General features: G+C 65.0%; 27 protein-coding genes. 13 read left to right on the top strand and 14 right to left on the bottom strand.

Features of this window, described 5'->3' with window-relative positions:
* Positions 1-87: 87 nt before the first annotated feature.
* On the bottom strand, positions 88-441 hold the full coding sequence (locus ACVOKO_RS15320; protein ID WP_346499752.1) for a DMT family protein: 354 nt from the start codon (positions 439-441) through the stop codon (positions 88-90).
* A gap of 167 nt (positions 442-608) precedes the next feature.
* On the opposite strand from ACVOKO_RS15320, the gene ACVOKO_RS15315 reads away from it, so the two are divergent.
* From ACVOKO_RS15315 to ACVOKO_RS15270, 10 genes are all read left to right on the top strand, one after another.
* Complete coding sequence (locus ACVOKO_RS15315; protein WP_057630720.1) at positions 609-1,322, top strand: response regulator transcription factor; 714 nt, start codon at positions 609-611, stop codon at positions 1,320-1,322.
* A gap of 136 nt (positions 1,323-1,458) precedes the next feature.
* Positions 1,459-2,739 carry a sensor histidine kinase gene (locus tag ACVOKO_RS15310; protein ID WP_346499749.1) on the top strand — a complete coding sequence of 427 codons (1,281 nt, stop codon included), beginning with the start codon at positions 1,459-1,461 and terminating at the stop codon, positions 2,737-2,739.
* 147 nt (positions 2,740-2,886) lie between these two features.
* Positions 2,887-3,267: a diacylglycerol kinase gene (locus tag ACVOKO_RS15305; protein WP_346499748.1), complete on the top strand. Its 381-nt coding sequence runs from the start codon at positions 2,887-2,889 to the stop codon at positions 3,265-3,267.
* A gap of 54 nt (positions 3,268-3,321) precedes the next feature.
* Positions 3,322-4,071 (top strand): TerC family protein, encoded by a 750-nt coding sequence (locus ACVOKO_RS15300; RefSeq protein WP_346499747.1) that lies wholly within the window; start codon positions 3,322-3,324, stop codon positions 4,069-4,071.
* A 304-nt stretch (positions 4,072-4,375) separates the two neighbouring features.
* Positions 4,376-5,008 carry a LemA family protein gene (locus ACVOKO_RS15295; protein ID WP_346499746.1) on the top strand — a complete coding sequence of 211 codons (633 nt, stop codon included), beginning with the start codon at positions 4,376-4,378 and terminating at the stop codon, positions 5,006-5,008.
* 10 nt (positions 5,009-5,018) lie between these two features.
* Positions 5,019-5,921, top strand: coding sequence for a TPM domain-containing protein (locus tag ACVOKO_RS15290; RefSeq protein ID WP_346499745.1), 903 nt, complete (start codon positions 5,019-5,021; stop codon positions 5,919-5,921).
* Positions 5,921-6,412: a TPM domain-containing protein gene (locus ACVOKO_RS15285; RefSeq protein ID WP_346499744.1), complete on the top strand. Its 492-nt coding sequence runs from the start codon at positions 5,921-5,923 to the stop codon at positions 6,410-6,412. The genes ACVOKO_RS15290 and ACVOKO_RS15285 overlap by 1 nt, the downstream gene beginning before the upstream one ends.
* 66 nt (positions 6,413-6,478) lie before the next feature.
* Positions 6,479-7,387: a prolipoprotein diacylglyceryl transferase gene (lgt, locus tag ACVOKO_RS15280; RefSeq protein ID WP_346499743.1), complete on the top strand. Its 909-nt coding sequence runs from the start codon at positions 6,479-6,481 to the stop codon at positions 7,385-7,387.
* A complete protein-coding gene (locus ACVOKO_RS15275; RefSeq protein ID WP_062169181.1) occupies positions 7,384-8,178 on the top strand; it encodes a thymidylate synthase in 795 nt (264 codons plus the stop codon). The genes lgt and ACVOKO_RS15275 overlap by 4 nt, the downstream gene beginning before the upstream one ends.
* Complete coding sequence (locus ACVOKO_RS15270) at positions 8,178-8,669, top strand: dihydrofolate reductase (protein WP_346499742.1); 492 nt, start codon at positions 8,178-8,180, stop codon at positions 8,667-8,669. Before ACVOKO_RS15275 ends, ACVOKO_RS15270 begins: the two co-directional genes overlap by 1 nt.
* Positions 8,670-8,871: 202 nt before the next feature.
* On the opposite strand, the gene ACVOKO_RS15265 is transcribed toward ACVOKO_RS15270, so the two are convergent.
* From ACVOKO_RS15265 to ACVOKO_RS15220, 10 genes are read right to left on the bottom strand one after another with little or no spacing between them, the layout of a single operon-like run.
* Entirely contained in the window at positions 8,872-9,483 is a 612-nt protein-coding gene (locus ACVOKO_RS15265) for a DUF1287 domain-containing protein (RefSeq protein WP_346499741.1), read from the bottom strand.
* 26 nt (positions 9,484-9,509) lie between these two features.
* Positions 9,510-10,562, bottom strand: a complete 1,053-nt coding sequence (locus ACVOKO_RS15260) for a symmetrical bis(5'-nucleosyl)-tetraphosphatase (RefSeq protein ID WP_346499740.1) — start codon at positions 10,560-10,562, stop codon at positions 9,510-9,512.
* The gene (apaG, locus tag ACVOKO_RS15255) at positions 10,562-10,945 is read right to left on the bottom strand and encodes a Co2+/Mg2+ efflux protein ApaG (RefSeq protein ID WP_346499739.1); all 384 of its coding nucleotides are present in this window, start codon (positions 10,943-10,945) and stop codon (positions 10,562-10,564) included. Before apaG ends, ACVOKO_RS15260 begins: the two co-directional genes overlap by 1 nt.
* Before the next feature lie 49 nt (positions 10,946-10,994).
* The gene (gene rsmA, locus ACVOKO_RS15250) at positions 10,995-11,801 is read right to left on the bottom strand and encodes a 16S rRNA (adenine(1518)-N(6)/adenine(1519)-N(6))-dimethyltransferase RsmA (RefSeq protein ID WP_346499738.1); all 807 of its coding nucleotides are present in this window, start codon (positions 11,799-11,801) and stop codon (positions 10,995-10,997) included.
* A complete protein-coding gene (gene pdxA, locus ACVOKO_RS15245; protein WP_346499737.1) occupies positions 11,798-12,778 on the bottom strand; it encodes a 4-hydroxythreonine-4-phosphate dehydrogenase PdxA in 981 nt (326 codons plus the stop codon). The genes rsmA and pdxA overlap by 4 nt, the downstream gene beginning before the upstream one ends.
* 3 nt (positions 12,779-12,781) lie before the next feature.
* Positions 12,782-14,140: a peptidylprolyl isomerase gene (locus tag ACVOKO_RS15240; protein WP_346499736.1), complete on the bottom strand. Its 1,359-nt coding sequence runs from the start codon at positions 14,138-14,140 to the stop codon at positions 12,782-12,784.
* Positions 14,137-16,614 carry an LPS-assembly protein LptD gene (gene lptD / locus ACVOKO_RS15235; RefSeq protein WP_430980796.1) on the bottom strand — a complete coding sequence of 826 codons (2,478 nt, stop codon included), beginning with the start codon at positions 16,612-16,614 and terminating at the stop codon, positions 14,137-14,139. Before lptD ends, ACVOKO_RS15240 begins: the two co-directional genes overlap by 4 nt.
* A 54-nt stretch (positions 16,615-16,668) precedes the next feature.
* Complete coding sequence (locus ACVOKO_RS15230; RefSeq protein WP_346499734.1) at positions 16,669-17,592, bottom strand: histone deacetylase family protein; 924 nt, start codon at positions 17,590-17,592, stop codon at positions 16,669-16,671.
* A 57-nt stretch (positions 17,593-17,649) separates the two neighbouring features.
* Positions 17,650-18,204 carry a cob(I)yrinic acid a,c-diamide adenosyltransferase gene (locus ACVOKO_RS15225; RefSeq protein ID WP_346499733.1) on the bottom strand — a complete coding sequence of 185 codons (555 nt, stop codon included), beginning with the start codon at positions 18,202-18,204 and terminating at the stop codon, positions 17,650-17,652.
* A 14-nt stretch (positions 18,205-18,218) separates the two neighbouring features.
* Complete coding sequence (locus tag ACVOKO_RS15220) at positions 18,219-18,800, bottom strand: hypothetical protein (protein WP_346499732.1); 582 nt, start codon at positions 18,798-18,800, stop codon at positions 18,219-18,221.
* A 116-nt stretch (positions 18,801-18,916) separates the two neighbouring features.
* Between ACVOKO_RS15220 and ubiH the strand changes: the two genes are divergently transcribed.
* A complete protein-coding gene (gene ubiH / locus ACVOKO_RS15215; protein WP_346499731.1) occupies positions 18,917-20,128 on the top strand; it encodes a 2-octaprenyl-6-methoxyphenyl hydroxylase in 1,212 nt (403 codons plus the stop codon).
* A complete protein-coding gene (locus tag ACVOKO_RS15210) occupies positions 20,125-21,303 on the top strand; it encodes a UbiH/UbiF family hydroxylase (RefSeq protein WP_346499730.1) in 1,179 nt (392 codons plus the stop codon). The genes ubiH and ACVOKO_RS15210 overlap by 4 nt, the downstream gene beginning before the upstream one ends.
* 150 nt (positions 21,304-21,453) lie before the next feature.
* On the opposite strand, the gene ACVOKO_RS15205 is transcribed toward ACVOKO_RS15210, so the two are convergent.
* From ACVOKO_RS15205 to ACVOKO_RS15195, 3 genes are all read right to left on the bottom strand, one after another.
* Positions 21,454-21,870: an EF-hand domain-containing protein gene (locus ACVOKO_RS15205; RefSeq protein WP_430980795.1), complete on the bottom strand. Its 417-nt coding sequence runs from the start codon at positions 21,868-21,870 to the stop codon at positions 21,454-21,456.
* Between the two features lie 69 nt (positions 21,871-21,939).
* Positions 21,940-22,662, bottom strand: a complete 723-nt coding sequence (locus tag ACVOKO_RS15200; protein WP_346499728.1) for a hypothetical protein — start codon at positions 22,660-22,662, stop codon at positions 21,940-21,942.
* Between the two features lie 63 nt (positions 22,663-22,725).
* Positions 22,726-23,724, bottom strand: a complete 999-nt coding sequence (locus ACVOKO_RS15195) for an SMP-30/gluconolactonase/LRE family protein (RefSeq protein WP_346499727.1) — start codon at positions 23,722-23,724, stop codon at positions 22,726-22,728.
* Here ACVOKO_RS15195 and ACVOKO_RS15190 point away from each other — a divergent pair.
* Entirely contained in the window at positions 23,705-24,055 is a 351-nt protein-coding gene (locus ACVOKO_RS15190; protein ID WP_346499726.1) for a hypothetical protein, read from the top strand. The genes ACVOKO_RS15195 and ACVOKO_RS15190 overlap by 20 nt on opposite strands.
* The last annotated feature ends 29 nt before the right edge of the window (positions 24,056-24,084 follow it).

Here is a 24,084-nt window from a genome sequence, read left to right as displayed (position 1 = left end):
GCCGCTTATCTCGTTGCGGCCCCCCCCCACCGCCCCTATTTGTTTTGTGCGCGGCGGGCGCCCCCCCCCGCTCCCACATGGCCTGCTTTATTCCTTGAACATCAGCAGGGCGGCCAGCAGGATCAGCGCGAACGCTGCCCAGTGGTTCCACTTCAGTGGTTGCCCCAGATAGGTGGCAGAAAACACTGCGAACACCACCAGGGTAATCACTTCCTGCACGCCCTTGAGCTGCGGCGCCGAGTACACCGCGCTGCCCATGCGGTTGCCAGGCACCTGCAGGCAGTACTCGAAGAAAGCGATGCCCCAGCTGATCAGGATCACTGTCATCAGCGGCGCGGTCTTGAACTTCAGGTGGCCATACCAGGCCACGGTCATGAACACGTTGCTGGCAACCAGCAGCAGTACCGGGTACAGATAGGCGGTAAAGGACGGGGCGACCATATCCAGTTTCATCGATGCGGGCCGTTAGCATAGGCCTGGGCGTAGCAGAACTGTCAGCCAGGCCAATAAGTTACAGGCGCAACCACTTTCATGGCTGATACGCGTCTTCACACGGAATCCACCAGCAGTGCGGCATCTTTCACAAAGCTGAAGACTAAGGAGGCTCCATGCGACAGACAAAGGAATCGTCCGGATTGGTACTGGTCGTCGAGGACAACCGCAACATTTCCGAGATGATTGGCGAATATCTGGAAGGCAAGGGGTTCGAGGTGGATTACGCAGCCGATGGCCTTGATGGCTACCGGCTCGCCGCCGAGAACAGTTACGACGTTGTGGTGCTGGACTTGATGCTGCCGCGACTGGACGGCATCGAAGTGTGCCGGCGCCTGCGCAACGAAGCCCGCAAGTCCACCCCGGTGCTGATGCTCACCGCGCGTGACACCCTGGACGACAAGCTCACCGGTCTGGGTTACGGCGCCGATGACTACCTGACCAAACCGTTCGCGATCCAGGAGCTTGAGGCCAGGCTGCGTGCGTTGATCCGGCGTGAGCGCCGCCAGGTAGGCGCCGAGGTGCTGAAAGTGGCCGATCTGGTGCTGGACCCGGTCAGCATGCGCGCCACCCGCGCCGGCAGCGAACTGCAGCTCTCGCCGATTGGCCTGCGCTTGTTGACCATCCTGATGCGCGAATCGCCACGGGTGGTGACCCGGCAGGAGATCGAACGCGAGATCTGGGGCAACGGCTTGCCGGACTCGGACACGTTGCGCAGCCATCTGTACAACCTGCGCAAGATCATCGACAAGCCGTTTGACCGACCCTTGCTGCACACCGTGCAGAGCGCGGGCTACCGCATTGCCGACATCGGCCAGTCAATGGGCTGATCGGCAGCCGCGTGAGGGGTGGCTGGATGTGGAAAAACCGCCGCAGAACATGAGTCGCGGCGGTTTTTTCATGCCAGGTATTACTGCGGCAGCGCCGGTTCAGTCCCTATAATCACGCGGGCTTCGAGGGGGGCGCATGCCGTACGGTTTACCGCGCAAGATCAGGAAGGCATTCATCGTGCAGGCGCTGCTGGCGAGTCTGGCTGTGCTGCTGGGCGGCTATCTGATGGCGCTGGTGCTCAAGTACGGCCTGCTCAATGCCCTCCTGCACAAGGAGGCGGAGTACTACTGGCAGCAGCGCGCCCTGGTCCCGGACCTGGCCCCGCCCAATACCCACAACATCCGTGGCTATCTGCAGCCTGCCGGGCAGGCACCGGCGGCGGCACCAGCTCCAGCGGCGGTGCCCGAGCCGCTGCGCGCGCTGGCACCGGGCTTCCATGAGCTGCCGTCTTCCGATGAATTGGTGCTGGTGGACCAGCAGGCAGGGGAACGCCTTTACCTGGTGTTCCAGCGTTCACCGGCACATCGGGTGGTGTTCTGGTTCGGCGTCCTGCTGATCTTGCTGGCCATCCATGCGGTGTCCTGGCTGACCTATCGCGCTTCCTGGCGGCTGGTGGCGCCGGTCAGTTGGCTGGCGCGCAGGGTGTCGCTTTGGGACCCGCGCCATCCCGACGCCGCCGAGCTGGCGCCTGAGCGCCTGCCGCCCGAAGTGCAGGGCGAGACCCGGCAACTCGCGCTGGCCCTGCATCGCATGGCCGGCAAGGTCACCGATCACGTTGCCCGCGAGCGCAATTTCACCCGCGACGCCAGTCACGAACTGCGCACCCCGCTGACTGTGATCCGCATGGCCAGTGACATGGCCCTGGCCGATTCCGGCCTGACCCCGCGGCTGCAGCGCAGCCTGCAGCGTATCCAGCGGGCGGGGCGCGACATGGAGGCGGTGATCGACGCCTTCCTGTTGCTGGCGCGCGAAGTGGATGTCGAGCCGCAGTCGGAGCTGTTCGATGTCGGCGAGGTGGTGCGCTACGAAGCCGCCAACGTAGAGGAACTGCTGCAGGGCAAGCCGGTGCAGCTGCGGGTGCTGGTCGAAGGCAACCCGATGCTGATGGCGCCGCCGCGGGTCATGCATGTGGTGGTGGCCAACCTGCTGCGCAACGCCTGCCTGTATACCGACGCCGGCGAGGTGGAAGTGCGGGTGACGCCCGAGCAGGTGGTGGTCCGCGATACCGGCATCGGCATGAGCCACGAGACGCTGGCGCGCATCTTCGAACCCTTCTACCGGGTCGACGACGGCCGCCAGCAGGGGGTGGGCCTGGGCCTGCCAATCGTGCGCCGGCTGTGTGACCGCTGCGGCTGGCGGATTGCGCTGGACAGCGTCGAAGGGCAGGGCACCACGGCCACCGTGCACTATCGCTGAGGCCATGGCGGGGCGGGGCGGCGGAAAGCAAAAGCCAGATGTGGCAAAATTGGCGGCTAATCTCACGCTACCGGTGTCATTCCATGAGGGCTTATTCAGGCTCCAAGCTGTCGTTCGGCCGTGATCGGGCAGCTGGCAAGGTGTGGCATGGCTGACCAGACCGGGCATATGCCGCGCGGCCCCGCGCGCATCTTCAAAGCCGCCAAGTGGTCCTGGCAGGGCCTGTGCGCGGCATGGCTGCATGAATCCTCGTTCCGGCTGGAAGTCTGCCTGTTCGTCGTACTGGCACCGCTGGCGCTGTGGCTGGGCCACGGCCCGGTGGAACAGGTACTGCTGATCGGCTCGATGCTGCTGGTGATCGCCATGGAGCTGGCCAATTCGGCCATCGAGGCGGTGATCGAACGCTATGGCCCGGAGTACCACGTGCTGGCCGGACGCGCCAAGGACATGGGCTCGGCGGCGGTGTTCGTGCTGATGATGAACGTGTTGCTGTGCTGGGGCCTGATTCTGCTGCCGCGCTTTTTTTGACAAGTCAGCCGCCGGGTGGCACTGACGTAATGGCTTTATTGAAGGATTGATCGCATGTCTTTTGAGTTTCTTGCCGACCCGAACGTGTGGGTCACCCTGTTCATGCTCAGCGCGCTGGAAATCGTGCTCGGTATCGACAACCTGGTCTTCATCTCCATCGCGGTTGGCCGCCTGCCCGAGGAAAAGCGCCCGGTGGCGCGTAGGGTCGGCATCGCGGTGGCCTGTATCACCCGCATCATGCTGCTGATCTCGCTGGCCTACCTGGCGCACATGGAGAAAAACCTCTTCAACGTGGCCGGCATGGGCATTTCAATCCGTGACCTGGTGCTGATCGTGGGTGGCTTGTTCCTGCTGTACAAGGGCATCAAGGAAATCCGCGAGCTGGTTACCGGTGGCGAAGATGAAGACCCCACCACGACCAAGGTGGCGTCATCGTTCGGCATGGTGATCGCGCAGATCGCGGTGATCGACATCGTGTTCTCGCTGGACTCGGTGATCACTGCCGTTGGCATTGCCTCGCATGTCCCGGTGATGGTCTGCGCGGTGTTGTTGTCGGTAGCGGTGATGCTGCTTGCGGCCAACCCGCTGGGGCGTTTCATCGATGCCAACCCGACCGTGAAGCTGCTGGCGCTGGCCTTCATCCTGATGGTGGGCGCGGTGCTGGTGCTGGATGGTCTGGACGTGCACGTGCCCAAGCCCTACATCTATGCGGCGATGGGTTTCTCGATCCTGGTGGAATGGCTGAACCTGCTGATGCGCCGCAACGCCAAGGCTCACCACGTGCCGGGCTCGGACAACTGGTAAGCGCTTGATTGGCCGGCAGCGTCGGCCGATGACAGGACCCAAAGGGCCGGCTATGCCGGCCCTTTGTCTTTTTTTTGTGGGAGCGGCATAAGCCGCGAAGCGGGTGGTTTTGCAGGAGCGGCGTCAGCCGCGAAGCTGGCACATCGCCGGTTGCCACAATTGCCAGCGGGCCGAGCATGGTCAGCTTCGCGGCTTACGCCGCTCCCACAACCGGGAGCCCGGGGGCGCTGCCGGCCCCAGTCTTTGCATACCTTGAACAGGCAACGTGGCATGCTCGGCACTCCCGCCATCCAGGGTCCGACCCATGCGCCAGTACCTTCGCCTGATGTTGCTTGTCATCGCGGTGATTTCCATTTCCGGCTGTGGCTACAACGCCATCCAGCAGAAGGACGAGGCGGTCAAGGCCGGCTGGTCCGAGGTGGTCAACCAGTACAAGCGCCGTGCCGACCTGATTCCCAACCTGGTCAATACCGTGCAGGGCTATGCCCAGCAGGAACGGCAGGTGCTGACCGAGGTCACCAATGCCCGTTCCAAGGTCGGGCAGATCCAGGTCAATGCCGACGATGCCGATTCGCTCAAGCAGTTCCAGCAGGCGCAGGGCGAGCTGGGCAGCGCGCTGTCGCGGCTGTTGGTGGTCAGCGAGAACTACCCTACGCTGAAGTCGGACCAGAACTTCCGTGACCTGCAGGCGCAGCTGGAAGGCACCGAGAACCGCATCACCGTGGCGCGTGGCCGCTATATCCAGCTGGTGCAGGACTACAACACCTACATCCGCTCGTTCCCGCAGGTGATCACCGCCAAGATGTTCGGCTATGCGGCCAAGCCCAACTTCACCGTCGACAACGAGGCGCAGATCGCCCAGCCGCCGACCGTGAGCTTCGGTACCCAGCCGGCCGCGCCGCAGCAGACGCCGCCGCAGCCCGCACCGGCACAGTGAGCCGCGCGCGATGAGCGCGATGCTGCAGCGCTTTGGCCTGTTGCTATGCCTGCTCGGCCTGGGCTGGGCGGGTGCGTTGCAGGCCCAGCAACTGGCGCCGATCCCGCCGCTGGATTCGCCCGTGGTCGATACCACCGGCACCCTCGATGCGGCGCAGAAGCAGGCGCTGGAGCAGCAGGCCCTGGCCCTGCAGCAGCGCAAGGGTGCGCAGCTGCAGGTGCTGATCGTGCCGACCACCCAGCCCGAGGACATCGCCCAGTACAGCACCCGCGTCTTCGACCAGTGGGCGATAGGCCGCAAGGGCGTGGATGATGGCGTGTTGCTGCTGGTGGCCAAGGATGACCGGCGGGTGCGGATCGAACCCGGCTACGGACTGGAAGGTGCCATCCCCGATGCCATTGCCAACCGGGTGATCCAGGAATACCTGGTGCCGCATTTCCGCCAGAACGACTACGCCGGCGGCATCACCGCCGCCAGCGCGGTGCTGGTCAAGATCATCGATGGCGAGGAGCTGCCGACGCCGGTCAGCAGCAACCGCGATGGTGGCGGCGGGAGTGGTGATTCGATCTTCTTCTTCGCGATCATGATCGGTGTGTTTGCTTCCACCTTCATGCGCATGCTGTTGGCCAAGCTGCCGCGGCCGATACGTGGCGTGGTCTCCGGGCTGATTGCCGGCGCTGCCGGTTGGCTGCTGCTGTCGGTGGTTGGCGGTGGTATTGCCGCGCTGGTTGCCTTCCTGTTGTCGCTGGGCAAAGGCTCCAGCGGTGGTTTTGCCAGCGGCGGTGGCTGGGGCGGCGGAGGCGGCTTCGGTGGTAGCGGTGGCTTTGGTGGCGGAGGCGGCTTCGGCGGAGGCGGTGGTTGGGGCGGTGGTGGTGGACGTTCGGGAGGCGGTGGCGCCTCGGGGAGCTGGTGATGCGCTGGTTACGACATTTCTTTGCTCCCTCCGCGCATGCCGCATTCCCGGAAGCCAGCCTGGACCGGATCGCCCATGCCATTGCCGAAGGTGAGCGCCTGCACGGCGGGCAGGTGATGTTCGCGGTGGAATCCGATCTGCCGTTGGCCTTGCTGTGGAAGGGCACCACCGCGCGTGCCCGGGCCGAACATGCATTCGCCTTGTTGCGCACCTGGGATACCGAGGCCAACAACGGCGTGCTGATCTACCTGTTGCTGGCCGACCATGCCATCGAGATCGTGGCCGACCGTGGCCTGCAGGCACGGGTGGATGCCGCGCAATGGCAACTGATCTGCGACCACCTGCGTCAGCAGCTGAACGGAAACAGCCAGGAGGCGGCGGTGTTGGCGGCGGTGGATGAGGTCTCGCAGCTGCTGGGAGCACACTTTCCGCCTGATCCGGCGGGGCGTCAGCGCAACGAGTTGCCTGACCGCCCGCAGGTCTTCGGCTGAATCATGGGTTGAGTGGCAAGGGCTGCTACCCCGAGAATAGGGGCTGGTTCGCCTGACAGTGCCCGCATGCTCTTTCTACATGACATAGATCCCATCGCTTTCTCGCTGGGGCCGATCGATGTGCACTGGTACGGCATCATGTACCTGCTCGGTTTTGCCGCCGCCTGGTGGCTGGGCCGCAGCCGCATCCTTGCCGGGCGCCTGCCGGGCGTGGACATGAACGGCTTCTCCGACCTGCTGTTCTACGCGATGCTCGGCGTGGTGCTGGGCGGGCGTATCGGCTACATGCTGTTCTACGCAACCGCCGACTTCCTCGCCAATCCGCTGATCCTGCTGCGGGTCTGGGAAGGCGGCATGAGTTTCCACGGTGGCCTGCTCGGCGTATTGATCGCTGGCTGGTGGTGGACGCGCAAGCACAAGCTGCATTTCTTCGACACCATCGACTTCGTTGCGCCGCTGGTACCGCTGGGCCTGGGCTTCGGCCGTTTGGGCAACTTCATTGGTGGCGAGCTGTACGGCAAGTTCACCAATGCCGCTTGGGGCGTGGTGTTCCCGCATTCGCCGCTGAAGGACATCCCGGCCGGTTTGCCGGCGATGGAGCAGCTGCTGTCGGCCGTACAGATCCAGCAGGATTACGCCGCTGGCCTGCTCACCCAGTACGCGCGCCATCCTTCGCAGCTGTATGAAGCACTGCTGGAAGGCCTGGTGATGTTCCTGGTGCTGTGGTTCTACTCGCTGAAGCCGCGCCCGCGATATGCGGTGTCCGGCATGTTCGCGCTGCTGTATGGCAGCTTCCGCTTCCTGGTCGAATTTGTGCGCATGCCCGACAACGGCGTGTATGTAGCGTTTGATTGGTTGACCCGTGGCCAGATCCTGAGCCTGCCGTTGATCGTGCTGGGCTTGGTGTTGCTGGCAATGTCTCGCCGCGCGCCGGTGTTGCAGCCGGTGCTCCCACTGGAAGAGAAGAAGGCATGAAGCAATATCTGGATCTGCTGCAGCATGTGATGGAGCACGGTACCGAGAAGTCCGACCGCACCGGCACCGGCACGCGCAGCGTGTTCGGTTGGCAGATGCGCTTCGACCTCAACCAGGGCTTCCCGCTGGTCACCACCAAGAAGCTGCACCTGCGCTCGATCATCCACGAGCTGCTGTGGTTCCTGAAGGGCGATACCAATATCGCCTACCTCAAGGACAACAAGGTCAACATCTGGGACGAGTGGGCCGATGCCAATGGCGACCTCGGCCCGGTCTACGGCAAGCAATGGCGCAGCTGGGCCACCGCCGATGGCCGTGAGATCGACCAGATGCAGTGGCTGGTGGAAGAGATCAAGCGCAATCCGGATTCGCGGCGGCTGGTGGTCAGCGCCTGGAATGTGGGCGAGCTGTCGCAGATGGCGCTGATGCCCTGCCACAACCTGTTCCAGTTCTACGTGGTCGACGGCAAGCTCAGCTGCCAGCTGTACCAGCGCAGCGGCGACATCTTCCTCGGCGTGCCGTTCAACATCGCCAGCTACGCGTTGCTGACGCATATGGTGGCGCAGGCCACGGGTTTGGGCGTGGGCGATTTCGTGCACACGCTGGGCGATGCGCATATCTATTCCAACCACTACGAACAGGCGCGCGAGCAGCTGTCACGCACGCCGCGCGCGCTGCCCAAGCTGTGGTTGAACCCGGATGTGACCGATCTGTTCGGCTTTCAGTTCGATGACATCCGCATCGACGGCTACGACCCGCATCCGGCCATCAAGGCGCCGGTGGCGGTGTGATGAAGCTGTCGATGATTGCTGCGTTGGATCGCAATCACGGCATTGGCCATGACAATGCGATGCCGTGGCACCTGCCCGATGATTTCAAGCACTTCAAGGCGCTGACGCTCGGCAAGCCGATCCTGATGGGGCGCAAGACGGCGCAGTCGCTGGGACGTGCGTTGCCGGGGCGGACCAACCTGGTGTTGACCCGCAGCGGGCAGGTACCGTTTGCCGGCATGCAGGCGGTGGCTTCGGTGGACGAGGCGCGTGCGATTGCGACGGGCGAGGGTGCCGAAGAGTTATGCGTGATTGGTGGTGGTGAGATCTATCGCCTGCTGATGGATCAGGCTACCGATCTGTACCTGACCTTGGTGGATACCGAGGTGGTGGCCGATACGCATTTTCCGGAGGTTGACCCGGCGCTGTGGCGTGAGCTGGACAGCCAGGTGCATGCAGCCGATGAGCGGCATGCATTTTCGTTCCGGTTCGTGCATTACGGGCGGCGCTGAGCTGGTTTCAAGCTGGAGCTTGAAGCTACCCCTCCCCAACCCTCCCCTTGGCTGCGCCAAAGGGAGGGGGTAACAGCCTTGTCTTCGCGCGGGATGGTGCACAGCCGGCGAGGTCAGCTCCCTCCCTTTGGCGTAGCCAAGGGGAGGGTTGGGGAGGGGTAGCGCTTTGCGCTTGGCTTTCAGAGCCTCGCACGAGAGCCCATCACCCCGGCATCCGGTAATGCCCGATGATGCTGTGCCGGAACAACAGATCCTGCTCCTGCGTCCCTTGCGCGATGTTGTGCAGCACCAGCGGCGTGCCGTCTTCCAGTCGCCGGTCCGAAACGATACCCACGTGCAGCAGGCCGTTGCCGTTGAGCTTCCACGCCACGATGTCGCCGGGCGCATAGTCATCGGCCAGTGCGCTGATCGGCAGCTCCCAGCCCTGGCGCTGGAACCAGCGCATCTGGTTGGGCACGCGGCGGTGGTCGATATTCCGGTCCGGTCGCGATAAACCCCATAGCTGCGGGTAGGCGCCGAAGTTCGCGCGCATGTCGTCGTGGACGCGCTGCTGCAGATCAACGCCTTGTGTGCGCAAAGCGCGGATCACCACATCGGTGCAGACGCCGCGATCAGGCGGCGGATCGCCCTTGGGATAGGGCAGGGAGAAATAGGCCGGGTCGTAGCGGGTAGTCACCCCGACCTGCGCACGCGCAGCGGCCACCAATGGTGGCGATGCGAGCGGCGCGGTTTGCTCAATCGGTTGGGGTGTCTGCGGACTTGCGGCGCTGCCTTCGCTTTGCGGGCGGCAGGCAGCCAACAGTGCGATGACCATCAGCGTCAGCGCTGATGGCCAGCGCCTCACGCAGCCGGTCCGTTGCCGCTGGGCGGCGCAGGGTTGCCATTGCCGCCATTGCCGCCGTTGCCGCTCTTGCCGCGCGGGCGATGCCGGCGCGGGCGACGGCGATGTTCGCCGCTGCGCTCGGGGCGGGGTGTTTCATTGCGTGGTTCTGGTTTGGCTTCGGGCTTGGTCTCGACGACCTTGGGCTCCACGCGCGGCTTGCGCGGCGGATGCTGGCCTGGCACCGGTGCCGGTACATCGCGGCCCGGAACCTGCACCACGCGCAGGTCTTCACTGTCCAACTGCAGTGCGGTCAGCTTGCCACCCCAGACCGCACCGGTATCGATGGCGTGCACGCCCTGGGTGATGGTCAGGCCCAGCGCCGACCAATGGCCGCAGACCATCTTCAACTCGCGTTCGACCCGCCCCGGTACTTCAAACCACGGGTACATGCCCTGCGGCTGGGTACCGGGCGTGCCCTTGTCTTCCATGCCGATACGCCCACTCGGGGTGCAGTAACGCATGCGGGTGAAGATGTTGATGATGGCGCGCGAGCGGTCATAGCCACTCAGGCCCGGCGACCAGGCCGGCTTGTCGCCATACATGTTGCGGAACAGCTTGCGGTAGCCATTGCCATGCAGCTGCTGCTCGACCTCGCGGGCGTGCTTCTCGGCCAGCGCCACGGTCCACTTCGGGGCGAGCCCGGCATGGAACATCATCCAGCCCAGGTCGCGGTCCACGTGCACCAGCTTCTGCAGGCGCAGCCAGTCCAGCAGTACGTCGCGGTCCTCGGCCAGCACGATGCGCTGCAGGTCCGGGTTGACCTTGCGCTGTTCCTCTTCGCTGCGGGCACCGATGGCCAGCAGCGACAGGTCATGGTTGCCGAGCACGGTGACGCTGTGCTCGCGCAGGGAATGCACCAGCCGCAGCGTCTCCAGCGATTGCCCGCCACGATTGACCAGGTCGCCGGCAAACCACAGTTTGTCCGCCGCCGGGTCGAAGTTGATTTTCTCCAGCAGCCGCTGGGTGACGTCGTAGCAGCCCTGCAGGTCGCCGATTGCCCAGGTCGCCATCAGTGCAGCGTCCTTGGAATGGCGAGTACGAACGGCGCGATCGGCGCGGCAAACTCGGTGCCGTCGTCGGCGATCATGTCGTAGTGGCCTTGCATGGTGCCGCGATCGGTGCCGAGCATCACCCCGGAGGTGTAACGGAACTCTTCGCCGGGGCGCAGCCGTGGCTGTTCGCCGACCACGCCGTCGCCATCCACGTGCTCGACCCGGCCTTCGCCGTCGGTGATGCGCCAATGGCGGCTGATCAGCCGGGCCGGCATGGTGCCGCGGTTGTGGATGCGGATCGTGTAGGCGAACGCAAAACGGCCGTCTTCAGGGGCCGACTGGTCGTCGATGAAACGAGGCGAGACCTCGATCTCGATCGCGTAGTGGCGGGTGTCTTCCATGGGAGGAGTGTAAGCAAAAGCAGGTGATCGGTTTGCGTGTATGCAGCGCTTATTCGTGCGGCAGGTTGGCAAGCCTGATGAAATCGGCAACTTCCAGCTGTTCGGCGCGGGCATCACTGCGCACGCCGGCAGCTTCGAACTGGGCCTGATCGATGACCCCGTTGAGGGCGTTGCGCAGGGTTTTGCGGCGCTGGCCGAAGGCAGCCCTGACCACGTCGGCAAAGCGCTTGCGGTCATTGATGCCGACGCTGGCCGGATCACGCGGAATCAGCCGCACCACGGCAGAATCCACCTTCGGCGGCGGCCGGAACGCGCCCGGCGGCACCACGAACAAGGCGCGTACCTCGCAGAATGCCTGCAGCATCACGCTCAGGCGGCCGTAAACCTTGCTGCCGGGGCCGGCGGCCATGCGGTCGACCACTTCCTTCTGCAGCATGAAGGTCATGTCCGAGATCGCGGCGGCGTGGTCCAGTGCGTGGAACAGGATCGGCGAGGAGATGTTGTAAGGCAGATTGCCGACCAGACGGATGGTGCCGCCGGCTGCCAGCTCGGTGAAGTTCACCCGCAGCACATCGCTGTGGACGATGGTCAGCTCGCCCAGCGGTGCGGCGGCTTCGGTCAGCGGCGCGATCAGGTCGCGATCGAACTCGATGACGGTCAGCCTGGGATGGCGGCGCAGCAGCGGGAAGGTGATGGCGCCCTGGCCCGGGCCGATCTCGACCAGACGGTCGTCGCCCTTCGGGTCAACCGCCAGTACGATCTTCTCGACGTAGTACTTGTCGGCCAGAAAGTGCTGGCCGAGCTGCTTTTTCGCCGGGGCGGTGAAGCCGGTGCGCGGGGAATGATCTGAATTCATGTGCTGATTTTACGTTGTGCAGCCAGCTGCGCGCATAAAGCTGTCGCCGCAAACAGGCTGGAGGGGTCGGCCACGCCCTTGCCGGCGAGGTCCAGGGCGGTGCCATGGTCCACCGCGACACGCGGGTAGGGCAGGCCCAAGGTGATATTGGTGGCCTGCTCGAAACCGCTGTACTTGAGCACCGGCAGGCCCTGGTCGTGGTACATCGCCAGCACCGCATCGAAACCGGCCAGCTTGGCCGGCAGGAAGGCGGTATCGGCGGGCAACGGGCCGATCAGGTTCAGGCCTTCACCGCGCAACTGCTCGAGCAGCGGAATGATCAGGTCCAGCTCTTCGCGGCCCAGATGGCCATCTTCGCCGGCATGCGGGTTGAGCCCGAGCACGGCGATGCGAGGCTGCGCCAGGCCGAAATCGCGGCGCAGGGCCGCATCGGTGGTGCTGACGACCTTGCGCAGGCTGTCGGCGGTGATGGCGTCGGCGACGTCGCGTAGCGGCAGGTGGGTAGTGGCCAGGGCCACGCGCACGATGTCATTGGCCAGCATCATCACCACTTCGACGCCGGCCTGGTTGGCCAGCAGCTCGGTGGTGCCGCTATAGGCGATACCGCCCTGGTTGATCACCGCCTTGTGCACCGGGCCGGTGACCACGCCATCAAGGCTGCCGTCCAGGCAGGCTTGACCGGCGCCGAGCAGGGCATCGATCACCGCGCGCGCATTGCGTGGGTCGGCCTGGCCGAACTGCGAGGGGCTGGCATTGCGGACTTCACGCAGGCGCAGGTCGCCGGGGTGGCGGGCGTGTGCGTGCTCCGGCAGCAGCTGCAGCGGCAGCTTCAGCGCACTGGCGGCGGCCCGCAAAGTATCCGGGTCCGCAAACGCCAACAGCCGGCAGTCACTGCGCGGCTGTTGGGCAAGACGAATGCAAAGTTCCGGGCCGATCCCGGAGGGCTCGCCCGGAACCAGAGCGAGCTGGGCAGCCATGGATCAGGGCTTGGCCGGTTCGGCCGGCGTGGTCGCCGAGTCGGCTGTGCCTTCGGCACGGTCACCGCTGCGGAAGCTGACGTAGGCTTCGCCACGCAGTTCCTGCAGGAAACGGTTGTACTCGTCGTCCAGCTTGCGGCGGCCGATCTGTTCACGGATCTGCGCGCGCTTGTTGTTGTCGCTGACGTCGGTCTGGCGCGAACCCACGCGCTGCACGATGTGCCAGCCGGCGTCGGTGCGGAACGGGGTGCCCACGCCGTTGTCGGCCAGGCCTTCAACCTGCTTGCCGAACTCCGGACCAAACGCGTCGGCCGGGAACCAGCCCAGATCACCGCCCTGGCCACGGCTGTTGGTGTCGTCCGAGGACTCCTTGGCCACGGTCTGGAAATCGGCGCCGCCGTTGATGCGGGCGCGCAGGGTCTCGATCTTGGCCTTGGCGGCGGCATCATCCACCTGGTCGGTGACGCGCACCAGGATGTGGCGGGCGTGGTATTCGGTGACCTTCTGGCCATCGCCGCCGGCATCGCCGTCACGCACTTCCACCAGCTTGAGCAGCTGGAAGCCGCTCGGGCCGCGGATCGGACCGAGCACGTCGCCGGCCTTCATGGTCTTGATCTGGTTGGCGAACGCGTTGGGGATTTCGTCGGCACTCCGCCAGCCCAGGTCGCCGCCTTCCAGCGCGTTGGGGCTGTCCGAGTAGCGGACGGCAGCAGCGGAGAAGTCCAGCTCACCCTTGTCCAGCAGGCCCTTGACGCCGTCGACCTTGCTCTGGCCGGTGGCGATCTGCTCGGCGCTGGCACCTTCGGGCAGTGCGATCAGGATGTGCGCCAGATGGAACTGGGCGCCGCCGGCATTCTGCTGGGCCAGCGCGGCATCCACTTCACCTTCGCTGACGCTGATGCGGCTCTGCGCAAAGCTCTGGCGCAGGCGCTGGGTGATGATTTCCTCGCGGACGGAGTTGCGGAAGTCGGGGAAACCGATCCCGTCCTGGGCCAGGCGCTGGCGCAGGCCATCCACACTGGTGCCGTTCTGCTGGGCAATGCTGCTGATGGCGTGGTTCAGTTCCTCGTCGCTGACGCGGATGCCGCTGCCGTCGGCGCGTGCCACCTGCAGCTTGACCAGGACCAGACGCTCCAGCACCTGGCGCTCCAGCACCGAGTCGGGCGGCAGCTGGGCTTCGCGGCCGGCGTACTGGCTCTTGATATTGGCGACCGCACGCTGCAGTTCGCTCTGCAGGATCACGCCCTCGTCAACGATGGCGGCGATGCGATCCAGCGGTTGCGTCTGCTGTGCAACAGCCGGGGCGGCAACGCCGGAGAACGCCAACAAGGTGGCGAGGACTGCAGGAAGGGTCTTGGTCATGGAATCTGGTTGGGATCGTAGTCGTCGTCGTTCGCTTCGATGTTGCTCGGCGGAACGAGGTAGAGGTCGTCTCGGTTGTAGCCGAGAATAGCACGGCGCAAGGTGCGGTCCGTGTCCTGTCCAACCGAGCTCAGGCCCTTGAGCACGAACTCGATCTGGAACGAATTGTTGAGGTCACCTTCGCGGTTTTTGACGTAACGGCGGGCCAGTGCACGCACAGCCAGGCAGCAGCTGTCCCACTGCACGCCACCGATGATTTCCAGCGGCTTGTGGTCGAGCATGGAGTAGTAGTAGCGGCCGACGATGCTCCAGCGCGGGTTGATCGGGTACAGGAAGGAGAAGTCCGCCTGCTTGAGCTGGTCGGTGCCGTCGGTGGGATTGCCGCGGTAGCGGTAGCTCAGGTTGATCACGCCGTCGTCGGGCAGCAGGTAGCGTGCACGCACGCTGGCCAGGTCTTCCTTGCGGAACTTGGGATTCCACTGGTAGGTGGAACCGAGGGTCCAGCGGTCGGTCAGCGCCCAGTTGAGGTCGGCCACCCAGGCGGACTTGCTTTCGCTCACCACCGGGTCGCCCGGGTTGACGGTGACCCGGGAGTCTTCGAAATAGGTGATCTGGCCAATGCTGGCCGACAGCTTTTCGCGGCCATCGGCCTGCCGGATCAGGCGCGTGGTCAGCGCCGTGGTCAGCTGGTTGGCATCGTTCTGGCGGTCGGCGCCGGTGAAGCGCGAGTCGCGGAACAGCTGGCCCCAGCTGAAGGTGAAGGCGCGGGTGTCGAACAGCGGCAGGTCCGACTGGTCGCGGTACGGCGTGTTCAGGTAGAACAGGCGCGGTTCCAGCGTGTGCAGGTAGGACTTGCCCCCGAGCGTGGTCTCACGGTCGAAGAACAGACCCATGTCGAGGCTGGCGATGGGCATGCTGCGCGTAGGCGAGGTATTGCCGCGCAGCTGCTCCGGGGTGGCGGTGGCCGGGTCGATGCCGGCGGCCCGCAACTGCTGGGCGCGGATGTCATCGGCCAGCCCACGCTCCAGGTCATAGGCGGTGTAACGCCAGGCCAGGGTCGGGGTGATGTACCAGGCCCCGCCGCCCAGCGGCATCGAGACGTAGGGCTTGATATCCAGGCGCGAACCGCCGTACATCCTGGTGACATCGCCGGTGCGGATGTATTCGCCATCGGCATCCAGCATCTTGTGACGGATGTCATCGTGGGTGAAGCGCACCGCTTCGGCATACACGCCGGCTTCAAACCAGCGGCCGAAGGAATCGTCCCAGGTGGCGAACAGGCGCGGTTGGCGGCTGTAAGGCAGGGATTGCTCGGTCAAGGTGTAATCGGTCAGCTGCCATTCGTCGGCCATGATGCCGGCGGTCCAGGTGCGGCCGGTGCCATACAGGCCAGCGGTGCTCTGCATGTTGGAGGCGGTGATGCCGTTGAGGCGGTTGGCGAAGTCCTCGACGTAACGTTCGTCGCTGACCCAGGCCAGGTTGGCCCGCGCCTGCCAGTGCTTGTCGATGTTGTGGTAGCCGTAGAACGACAGGCTGCTGCGATCACGGTCGCGCAGTGAGTCGTTTGGCAGGTAACTGGTGTCGAGCTGGCCACGGCCGCCGGAATACAGATAGCGGAACTCGTTGTTGAGCATCAGCCCGCGCTTGCTCATGTAGCGCGGGGTCAGGGTGTCGTCGTAGTTCGGCGCCAGATTGAAGTAGATCGGCTGCGCGTAGTCGAACCCGTTGCGCCCGGACATGCTCAGCTTGGGATAGAGCAGGCCGGTCATGCGGCGGTCGTCGATCGGGAACTTGAAGTAGGGCGCATACAGCACCGGCACCTTGCCGATGCGCAGCACTGCGTTGCGCGCGGTACCGAAGCCTTCGTCGTTGTCGACGTCGATCTGCGGCGCTACCAGCTTCCAGATCGGCTGCGAGGGATCGCAGGTGGTGTAGCTGGAGTGGTGCATCTGCCCGGTCGAACCCTGCAGGTCCACCGAGTCGGCCGAGCCGTTGCCGCGCCGGGAAACCAGCTGGTAGCGGATGTCACTGATCTTGTGCGAATCCGTGTCTTGATTGCCCTCGGCGCGTTCGGCCACCATCCGAATCGAGGAATCCGAATAACGGACATTGCCTTCGGCGATGTAATTGCCGCTTTCGATGTCCATGCGCATGTTGTCCGCGCCCATGAACTGGTCGCCGCGCTTGAGCAGCACATTGCCCTGGTATTGCGGGGCCGTGCTTGTGCCGGTGAGCTCGTTGCCGTCGATGGATGTCGGCAACTGCTCGCGGTTGGCCGCGGCGGCAGGGTCTGCCGGCGGAGCGCCATCGAACGCTGGGATCGTGTCGGTGGCTGGGCATAGGCCCCAGTTCACCGGCTTCTCGTCGGCCCAGGCGGGCAGGCAGATGGCAATGCCCAAGGGCAGGGGAAGCAGGCGGAGAGCTCGGCGCACGCGGTTCGCATTCGGGGGAAAACGGCCGCTAGCTTGCCGCATCGCCTGCATGGGGGCAATGAAAGCCTGCCGGACGGGCCGGGCAGGGTTCATCCATCAACGGCTTGCGAGCAGTTCCTGGACATGCGCGACACTGCATTCGCGCAGGGCCTGCAGGTCGTAGCCGCCCTCCAGCATGGACACCACACGGCCGCTGCAATGGCGCTGGGCCAGCAGGACCAGCTCGGCGGTCAGCCAGCCGAAATCCTCGGTTTCGACCATCAGGTCGGCCTGCGGGTCGCGCATATGGGCGTCGAAACCGGCTGAAATGAACAGCAGCTGCGGCCGGAAGGCCTCGATCTGCGGCAGCATCTCGTCGGCCCAGGTGTTGCGGAAGCGGAAGCCGCCGCTGCCCGGCGGCAGCAGGATGTTGCAGATATTGCCGACCCCGCGCTCGCGCATGCTGCCTGAGAACGGGAACAGGCCGGACTGGTGGCTGCTGTAGTAGGCGATTTTCGGGTCGGTTTCGAAGATGGCCTGGGTGCCATTGCCGTGGTGGACGTCGAAATCGACGATGGCCACCCGCTCCAGCCCATATTTGTCACGGGCGTAGGCGGCGGCCACGGCGATGTTGTTGAACAGGCAGAAGCCCATCGCAGTGTCGGCGGTGGCGTGGTGACCGGGCGGGCGGACCGCGCAGAACACGCGTGGGTTGCCCTCTTCCAGCATCACCGCATCCACCGCTGCCACGCCGGCCCCGGCGGCATGCAGGGCGGCGCTGGCCGAGCCGGGCGATGTGAAGGTGTCCAGGTCGATGCGCCGCAGGGCGGCGGTCTGCACCTGCAGCATGGCGTCGATCAGCTCGCGGGTGTGGACCCGCGCCAGTTCGCCGAGCTTGGCCGCCGGCGCGTTGCGCCATTCCAGCTGATCCGGAAACTCCTCACGCAGGGCCGAAATGACGGCGTGCAGGCGCTCCGGCGACTCGGGGTGGTCGATACCGGGATCGTGTTCAAGGCAGGCGGGGTGGGTGAATACCAGCATGGCCGCACTGTAACCGGCGACGCCGCGCAGGACGCGGCGTCGTGTAGGAGGGAGGGATCAGCCGTGACGGCGTTCGTGGTTCCAAAGCACCTCGCCCTGGCCATCGGCCCGGGCAAGCACGCGTGAAAGCACGAACAGCAGGTCGGACAGGCGGTTCAGATAGCGCACCGCCTCGGCCCGGATGTCCTCCACCCGGGCCAGCGCCACGGTTTCACGCTCGGCCCGGCGCACGATGGTGCGGGCCAGGTGGCAGCGCGCGGCACCTTCACCGCCGGCTGGCAGGATGAAATCCTTCAGCGGCGGCAGGTCGTCGTTGTAGCGGTCCAGGTGCTGCTCCAGCGCGTCGATATCGGCGCCATGGATGGCGGCGTGGCCGGGGATGCACAGCTCGCCGCCGAGGTCGAACAGCTGGTGCTGGATGGTGGTCAGCAGGTCGCGGATGTCCTGCGGCAGGTGCACGGCCAGCAGCACGCCGATGGCCGAGTTGGCCTCATCGACGGTGCCATAGGCGTTGACCCGCAGCGAATCCTTGCCGGTACGGCTGCCATCGCCCAGGCCGGTGCTGCCATCGTCGCCGGTGCGGGTGTAGATCTTGGAGAGGCGGTTACCCATTGCTCGGCGCGCCCTTAGTGGGCAATACGGCCAGCGGCCGACTGCTTGTTGGTGGCTTCAACGGCAACCTGTACCAGCGCGGCGGCACCGATGTAAATGGCGGCGCTCTGCATGTACGGCAGCAACCAGTCGCTGTAGTTCTTGGCCCAGCCGGCGAAGCTCGGCTCGGCGACCGAGGCGCTGATCCAGTAGAAGCTGCCTTGGGCGATCAGGTGGCACAGGGCGACCGAACCAATCACGGTGGCGGCCAGCAGGCCCAGCGACTTGAGGCTGGCGCTGCGGTAGTAACGACGCAGCAGCATGCCGCCGGCCCACATCGCGAAATAAGCCGGGATCAGCATCCAGTAGGCGGCCGAGACGCAGTAATGCTGCCAGAAGCTCATGCCCTGGCTGGAAATCACCGCCCAGTCGACCACCACGGCCAGGCCCATCAACAGTGGGAACGCCCAGCGGGTCCAGTTGCGCAGGTAGAAACCGCCAATGAAGAACACCGCCCACGATGCATCCGGGACCGGTGCGAAGTGGTTGATGCGGGTGCCAGCCATCAGCAGCACGAGCAGGGACAGGATGAAGGCGCGTTGGACGTTGGCGGTCATGGGTGGCGGTTTCCGATAATCAGGCCGCCATTCTAGCCGCAGTGGGGGTGAACCTGCGGTTGCGCTGCGGCATGGGCCCGCGCAATCGCAGGGGTGATCCCCCGTATCATTGGCCCATGAGCAAGAACCATGACGTAGTGATCGTCGGCGGCGGACTGGTCGGTGCCAGTCTGGCCATCGCACTGGACCGGCTGGGGCTGGATGTAGGCCTGGTAGAGGCGACTCCGGGCGGGGTGATGCCGGCGGTATTCGACCAACGCAACCTCAGCTTTGCCGCCGCCACCGTCAATGCCCTGACCGCGTTGGGGGTGATGCAGAAACTGGCCAACCCGGGCGGACCGATCCGCCGCATCCATGTCAGCCGTGCCGGTGATTTCGGCCGGGTGGTGATGCAGGCCAGCGATTACGGCCGTGAGGCCTTCGGTCAGGTAGTGGTGGCGCGGGACTTCGGCGAGGCGCTGGAAGCCCGGCTGGCCGAGCTGCAGCACCTGACCCGCTACCGCCCGGCCCGCTTCGTCGGCCTGGGTGCGAGCAGCGATGGCCGTCGCGAGCTGATCCTTGCCGACGAGGCCGGCGAACAGCGCCTGCATGCGCGGCTGGTGGTTGGCGCTGATGGCACCCGCAGCGCGGTTCGGAAGGCCTTGGGCATCGATGTCAGCGAACACGACTACGAGCAGACCCTGTTCGTGGCCCGGGTACGCGCGGCCAAGGCACCGGACGGCAGTGCCTATGAGCGCTTCACCGATACCGGCCCCACCGCGCTGCTGCCGCGCGGCGACCGCCATTACGGCGTAGTGCACGGCGTGGCCCGCGATGAGGCTGATGCGGTGATGGCGCTGGACGATGCCGCGTGGCTGGCGCGGCTGCAGGCCGCCGTGGGTTGGCGCGCCGGGCGGCTGCTGGAAAGCGGCCCGCGCAGCGCCTACCCGCTGATCCAGGTGCTGGCGCAGAAGCTGGTGGGCGAGCGCGCGCTGCTGCTGGGCAACGCGGCGCAGACCATCCATCCGCTGGGTGCGCAGGGCTTCAACCTGGGCCTGCGTGATGCGCTGACCCTGGCCGAATTGATTGAAGATGGCGCACAGGATGCGGGCAGCGATCTACTGCTGCAGGCCTATGTGACACGGCGCGGCCCGGACCGCGAGCAGACGCTGGCGTTCTCCGATGGACTTGCGCGTTTGACCAGCAATGCCACGCCATTGATACGGCCGCTGCGCAGCCTGGGGCTTGTCGCTGCGGCGCAGGCCCCGGGGCTGCAGTCCTTCTTGGTCGGCGGAGCGATGGGCTTCCGTGGTCAGGTGCCCGAATTGTGCAGGAGCGAAGCGCGATGAGCCGACGCGGACAATGGGATGCGGTAATCGTCGGTGGCGGCGTGGTGGGTGCAGCCTGCGCGCTGGCGTTGGCGCAGGAGGGTCTGCAGGTGGCGATGGTGGAAGGCCGCGAGCCGCCACCGTGGTCGCCGCTCAAGCCGGACCTGCGGGTGTTCGCCTTTGCTGCGGACAACGCGGCGTTGCTGGATACCTTGGGTGTGTGGAAACAGGTGGACCAGGCCCGCGCGCACGCTTATCGGCGCATGCGGGTTTGGGATGCTGCTGGCGGCGGTGATCTGACCTTTGATGCCGATACGCTCGGTCGCCGCGAGCTGGGCTGGATCGTCGAGAACGGCCTGCTGGTCGACCGTCTATGGGCGGCCTTGCCGGCGGCAGGGGTACAGCTGTACTGCCCGGCGCGGGTGGAGGCGATGGAGCAGGATGCAGAAGGCGTGCGTCTGCGCCTGGATGATGGCCGCCGCGTGGAGGCATCAATCGCGATTGCCGCCGATGGTGGAGAATCCACGCTGCGTACCTTGGCCGGTCTGGATGTCAGCCGCCATGACTATGGTCAGCGCGGTGTGGTGGCCTATGTGGACAGCGCCTTGCCGAATGAAGACACCGCCTGGCAGCGTTTCCTTGCCACCGGTCCGCTGGCGGTGCTGCCGTTTGCTCGCAACCGCAGCTCCATTGTCTGGACCTTGCCGGATGCAGAGGCCGAGCGCGTGCTGGCGCTGGATGAGGACAGCTTCAACCGTGAGCTGACCAATGCCTTTGCCGGCCGACTAGGGGAGATGCGTCTGGTTTCGGCGCGGGCGGCATTCCCGCTGCGCCGGCAGCTGGCCACGGCGTATGTCGCCGGGCGCGTATTGACCCTGGGCGATGCCGCGCATGTGGTGCATCCGCTGGCCGGGCAAGGCGTGAACCTGGGTTTGCGTGATGTGGCGGGCCTGCGTGATCTGGTGCATGCAGCCCGGCAGCGCCGCCAGGACTGGGGCGCATCGCATCGGCTGCAGCGTTGGGCACGCACGCGCCGTAGCGAAAATACGGTGGCCGCTTACAGCTTCGATGCGATCAACAAGGTGTTCTCCAATGACGAGATGCACCTGACCCTGGCACGTGGCCCGCTATTGGGTTTGGCGGGGAAAATGCCGCCGCTGATGTCGATGTTCTGGAAGCGCGCTTCAGGCCTGTAATTCGGCCGCGTCCGGAACAACGCGATCCTGTAGTGCCGAGCCATGCTCGGCAGGGGCTTTGCCGGTAAGGCTTCAGCCGAGCATGGCTCGGCTCTACACGGTTTGGATGCATTGTCGGCTTCGCGGCTTACGCCGCTCCTACAACCTGCGTCAGCGCAACCAACCGGCCAACTGCTCGCGCGACAGTTTGCCGCGACGTGCTGTATCCAATGCGTTGAACTCATCAGCCAAGGCCGGATTGGCCTGCGCTTCGTCGCGGCTGATGAAGCCATCGCCATCCACGTCCATGGCTGCGAAATCAATACGGTAATTGCCGATCACGCTGTCTGGCTGGATCGATCGCACGGTGACCTGGGCCTGGTCGGTAGGCATCAGGATCTGCGTGGAATGGGTGACCTTGCCAGTGGACAGCGCCTGTTCGCGCACGTGCACAGGCGTTTCGTTCAATGGAATGCTGACCGCAGGCGCAGGGCGTTGCACGGCCTGAGCGATGGCAGTGGCGGGCAGCATGCAGGCAAAAGCCAGGGGCAGGGTGAAACGTAGCGTGGACATGGCACGACTCATCAATGACGGAAGCGGACCCCGCTGCAGCGAGGTGCCTGCGATGGTAGTGCGCCAGGCCTGAACAGGCCAATTTCAGCCGGGAATGAAAGGGAAGACCAGTTTCAGCAAGCCCTTCAGCCCGCCTTCGGCGGTGGAGCTGATGGCTTTCGCGCCCAGGCTGTTGAGTGCGCGCCGCAGGTCATCCCAGCGCAGCTGGGTGACATCCTTCTTCAACAGGTCGGCGACTTCCTCCGAGGCCGGCGCCATTTTTTTCAGAGCATCCAGCGTGGCCTGCGGATCGGGCTGCAGGTAGTTCCAGCGTTCGGCGATCTTGAGCAAGGTATCGAAGCGCACCGCAACCACTTCACGGTTGCGCTCGTATACCGGAATGGCGCCGACATCGAGGATCGCCTGCTCGAACTGCTGCGCATCGTCCGGGTGCTCGATGCGGATGGCGAGGAAGCCTTCCTTGCGGCTGCGCTCGCTGACGTGCTTTGCGCCGGAGCGCAGATTGGCTTCGGTCAGCACCGCAGCGACGATGCGCTGCAGAGCGGCTTCGCCTTCCTCGGGAACCAGCGCACGCCAACGCGCATAGCCATCGCGGCGCAGGCCCTTGACCTTGGCCGGCGTGACCCGCAGCTGCAGCGCAACTGCGGCGTTGGAGTCGCTGCGATTGATTGCGCCATCGCGTTCGATCAACACGAAGATCAGTAGTTCCAGGTCACGCTTGGTCAGCGACTGGAAACCCTGCATCAGGGTCAGCCGCAGGAACTCGGTGCCAAAGCTGGCCGGGTCTTTCAGTTCGATGCTGTGCATTGCGTTCCTCCCATGACCTACAGCATGCCTGATATGGATTGCAGCAGCTGAGACTGGCCAGAATCAGGGTTTGGCTGATGGCCGCAGGCCGTATTCACGCCCAGGGCGATCCGCCTGGAAGGTTTCCACCGCGCCCCGGTCCTGCAGGGTGACGAAGACCTGGCGGCCATCGCTCCCGCCGAAGGCGACGTTGCTGGGCTTGCGGCCCTTGAGCGGAACCTCACGGATTTTCCTGCCGTCGGGAGATACGACCGCGATTACCCCGGCATCGTAGCGGGCGATATAGAGATTGCCGTCCGCATCGCAGCGCATGCCATCCATGCCGTGATCATCGAAACGGATCAGCAGGCGCTTGTTGGCGAGGCTGCCGTCGTCGGTGAGGTCATAGACCCAGACATTGCGTTGCACACTTTCGTTGACGTACAGGCGCTTGCCGTCGGGGCTGACCTCGATGCCGTTGGTGGTGCCCATTCCCGATTCAAGCAGTTGAACCTTGCCTTCGCGGTCAATGCGCCACAGCTGGCCCTCGTCCGGTTTGGCCCAGTTCGGATCGCTGGCGTAGAGCGTGCCGTCCGGAGCCAGCGCGATGTCGTTGGGCTGGTGTGCGTTTGGAAGGTGCGCGAATACGCTGACGGCGGTGCTGCCCGGCGCGACGCGCAGGATGTTGTGGCGTGGGTAGTCGGCGATATACATCGCGCCATCACTGCCAAAGCGAATGCCGTTGCCGATGCTGCCTTCGGGCAGGGTGAGGAACAATGTTGCCTTGCCGTCTGCATCGACGCGACCGATGGTGCCGTCCTTGCCGAAGTTGACGACGTAAAGTGCGCCGTCCGGACCGGTGGCCGGGCCTTCGATGCCGCTGGTGAAGATGCCGTCGCCGACGTGGTCGCGGGCGATGTAGGTGTCAGCAGCGATTGCGGTGCTGCTCAGGGCGAAGAGCGCGGCGGCGGCGATGCGGGCAAGGGGGATCTGGCGGGCGATGGCGGCGGTCTCCGTGCGGGTGGAAGCGGGAGTGTGCCAGAGGGTTGGGGTGGAGCGGAGTGTGGTTGCTTGGGCAACCATGGGAGCGGCTTGCTGTCTTTATGCGCTGCTGCGGCTTTTGCTGCTGCTGGGGCTTTTGGTTCTGGTTGTTGCTTTGGCTGTTGTTTCTGTTGCTGTTGCTGTTGCTTTGGCTTTAGCTCTGGCTCTGGCTCTGGCTCTGGCTGTCGCTTTGGCTCTGGCTGTCGCTTTGGCTCTGGCTGTCGCTTTGGCTCTGGCTGTCGCTTTGGCTCTGGCTTTCTTTTTTCCCTTCTCCCGCAAGCGGGAGAAGGTGCCCGCAGGGCGGATGAGGGCGCTTTGGCTTTGCTGTTGTCGTGGAAAGCGGAGAACAACGAAAGGCTTGAAGCACAAGTAAAAGCAGAAGCAGAAGCTGCCCTCACCCCA

It is taken from the genome of Stenotrophomonas sp. STEN240, from assembly GCF_056756175.1.
This window is presented reverse-complemented; position numbering and strand designations above follow the sequence as displayed.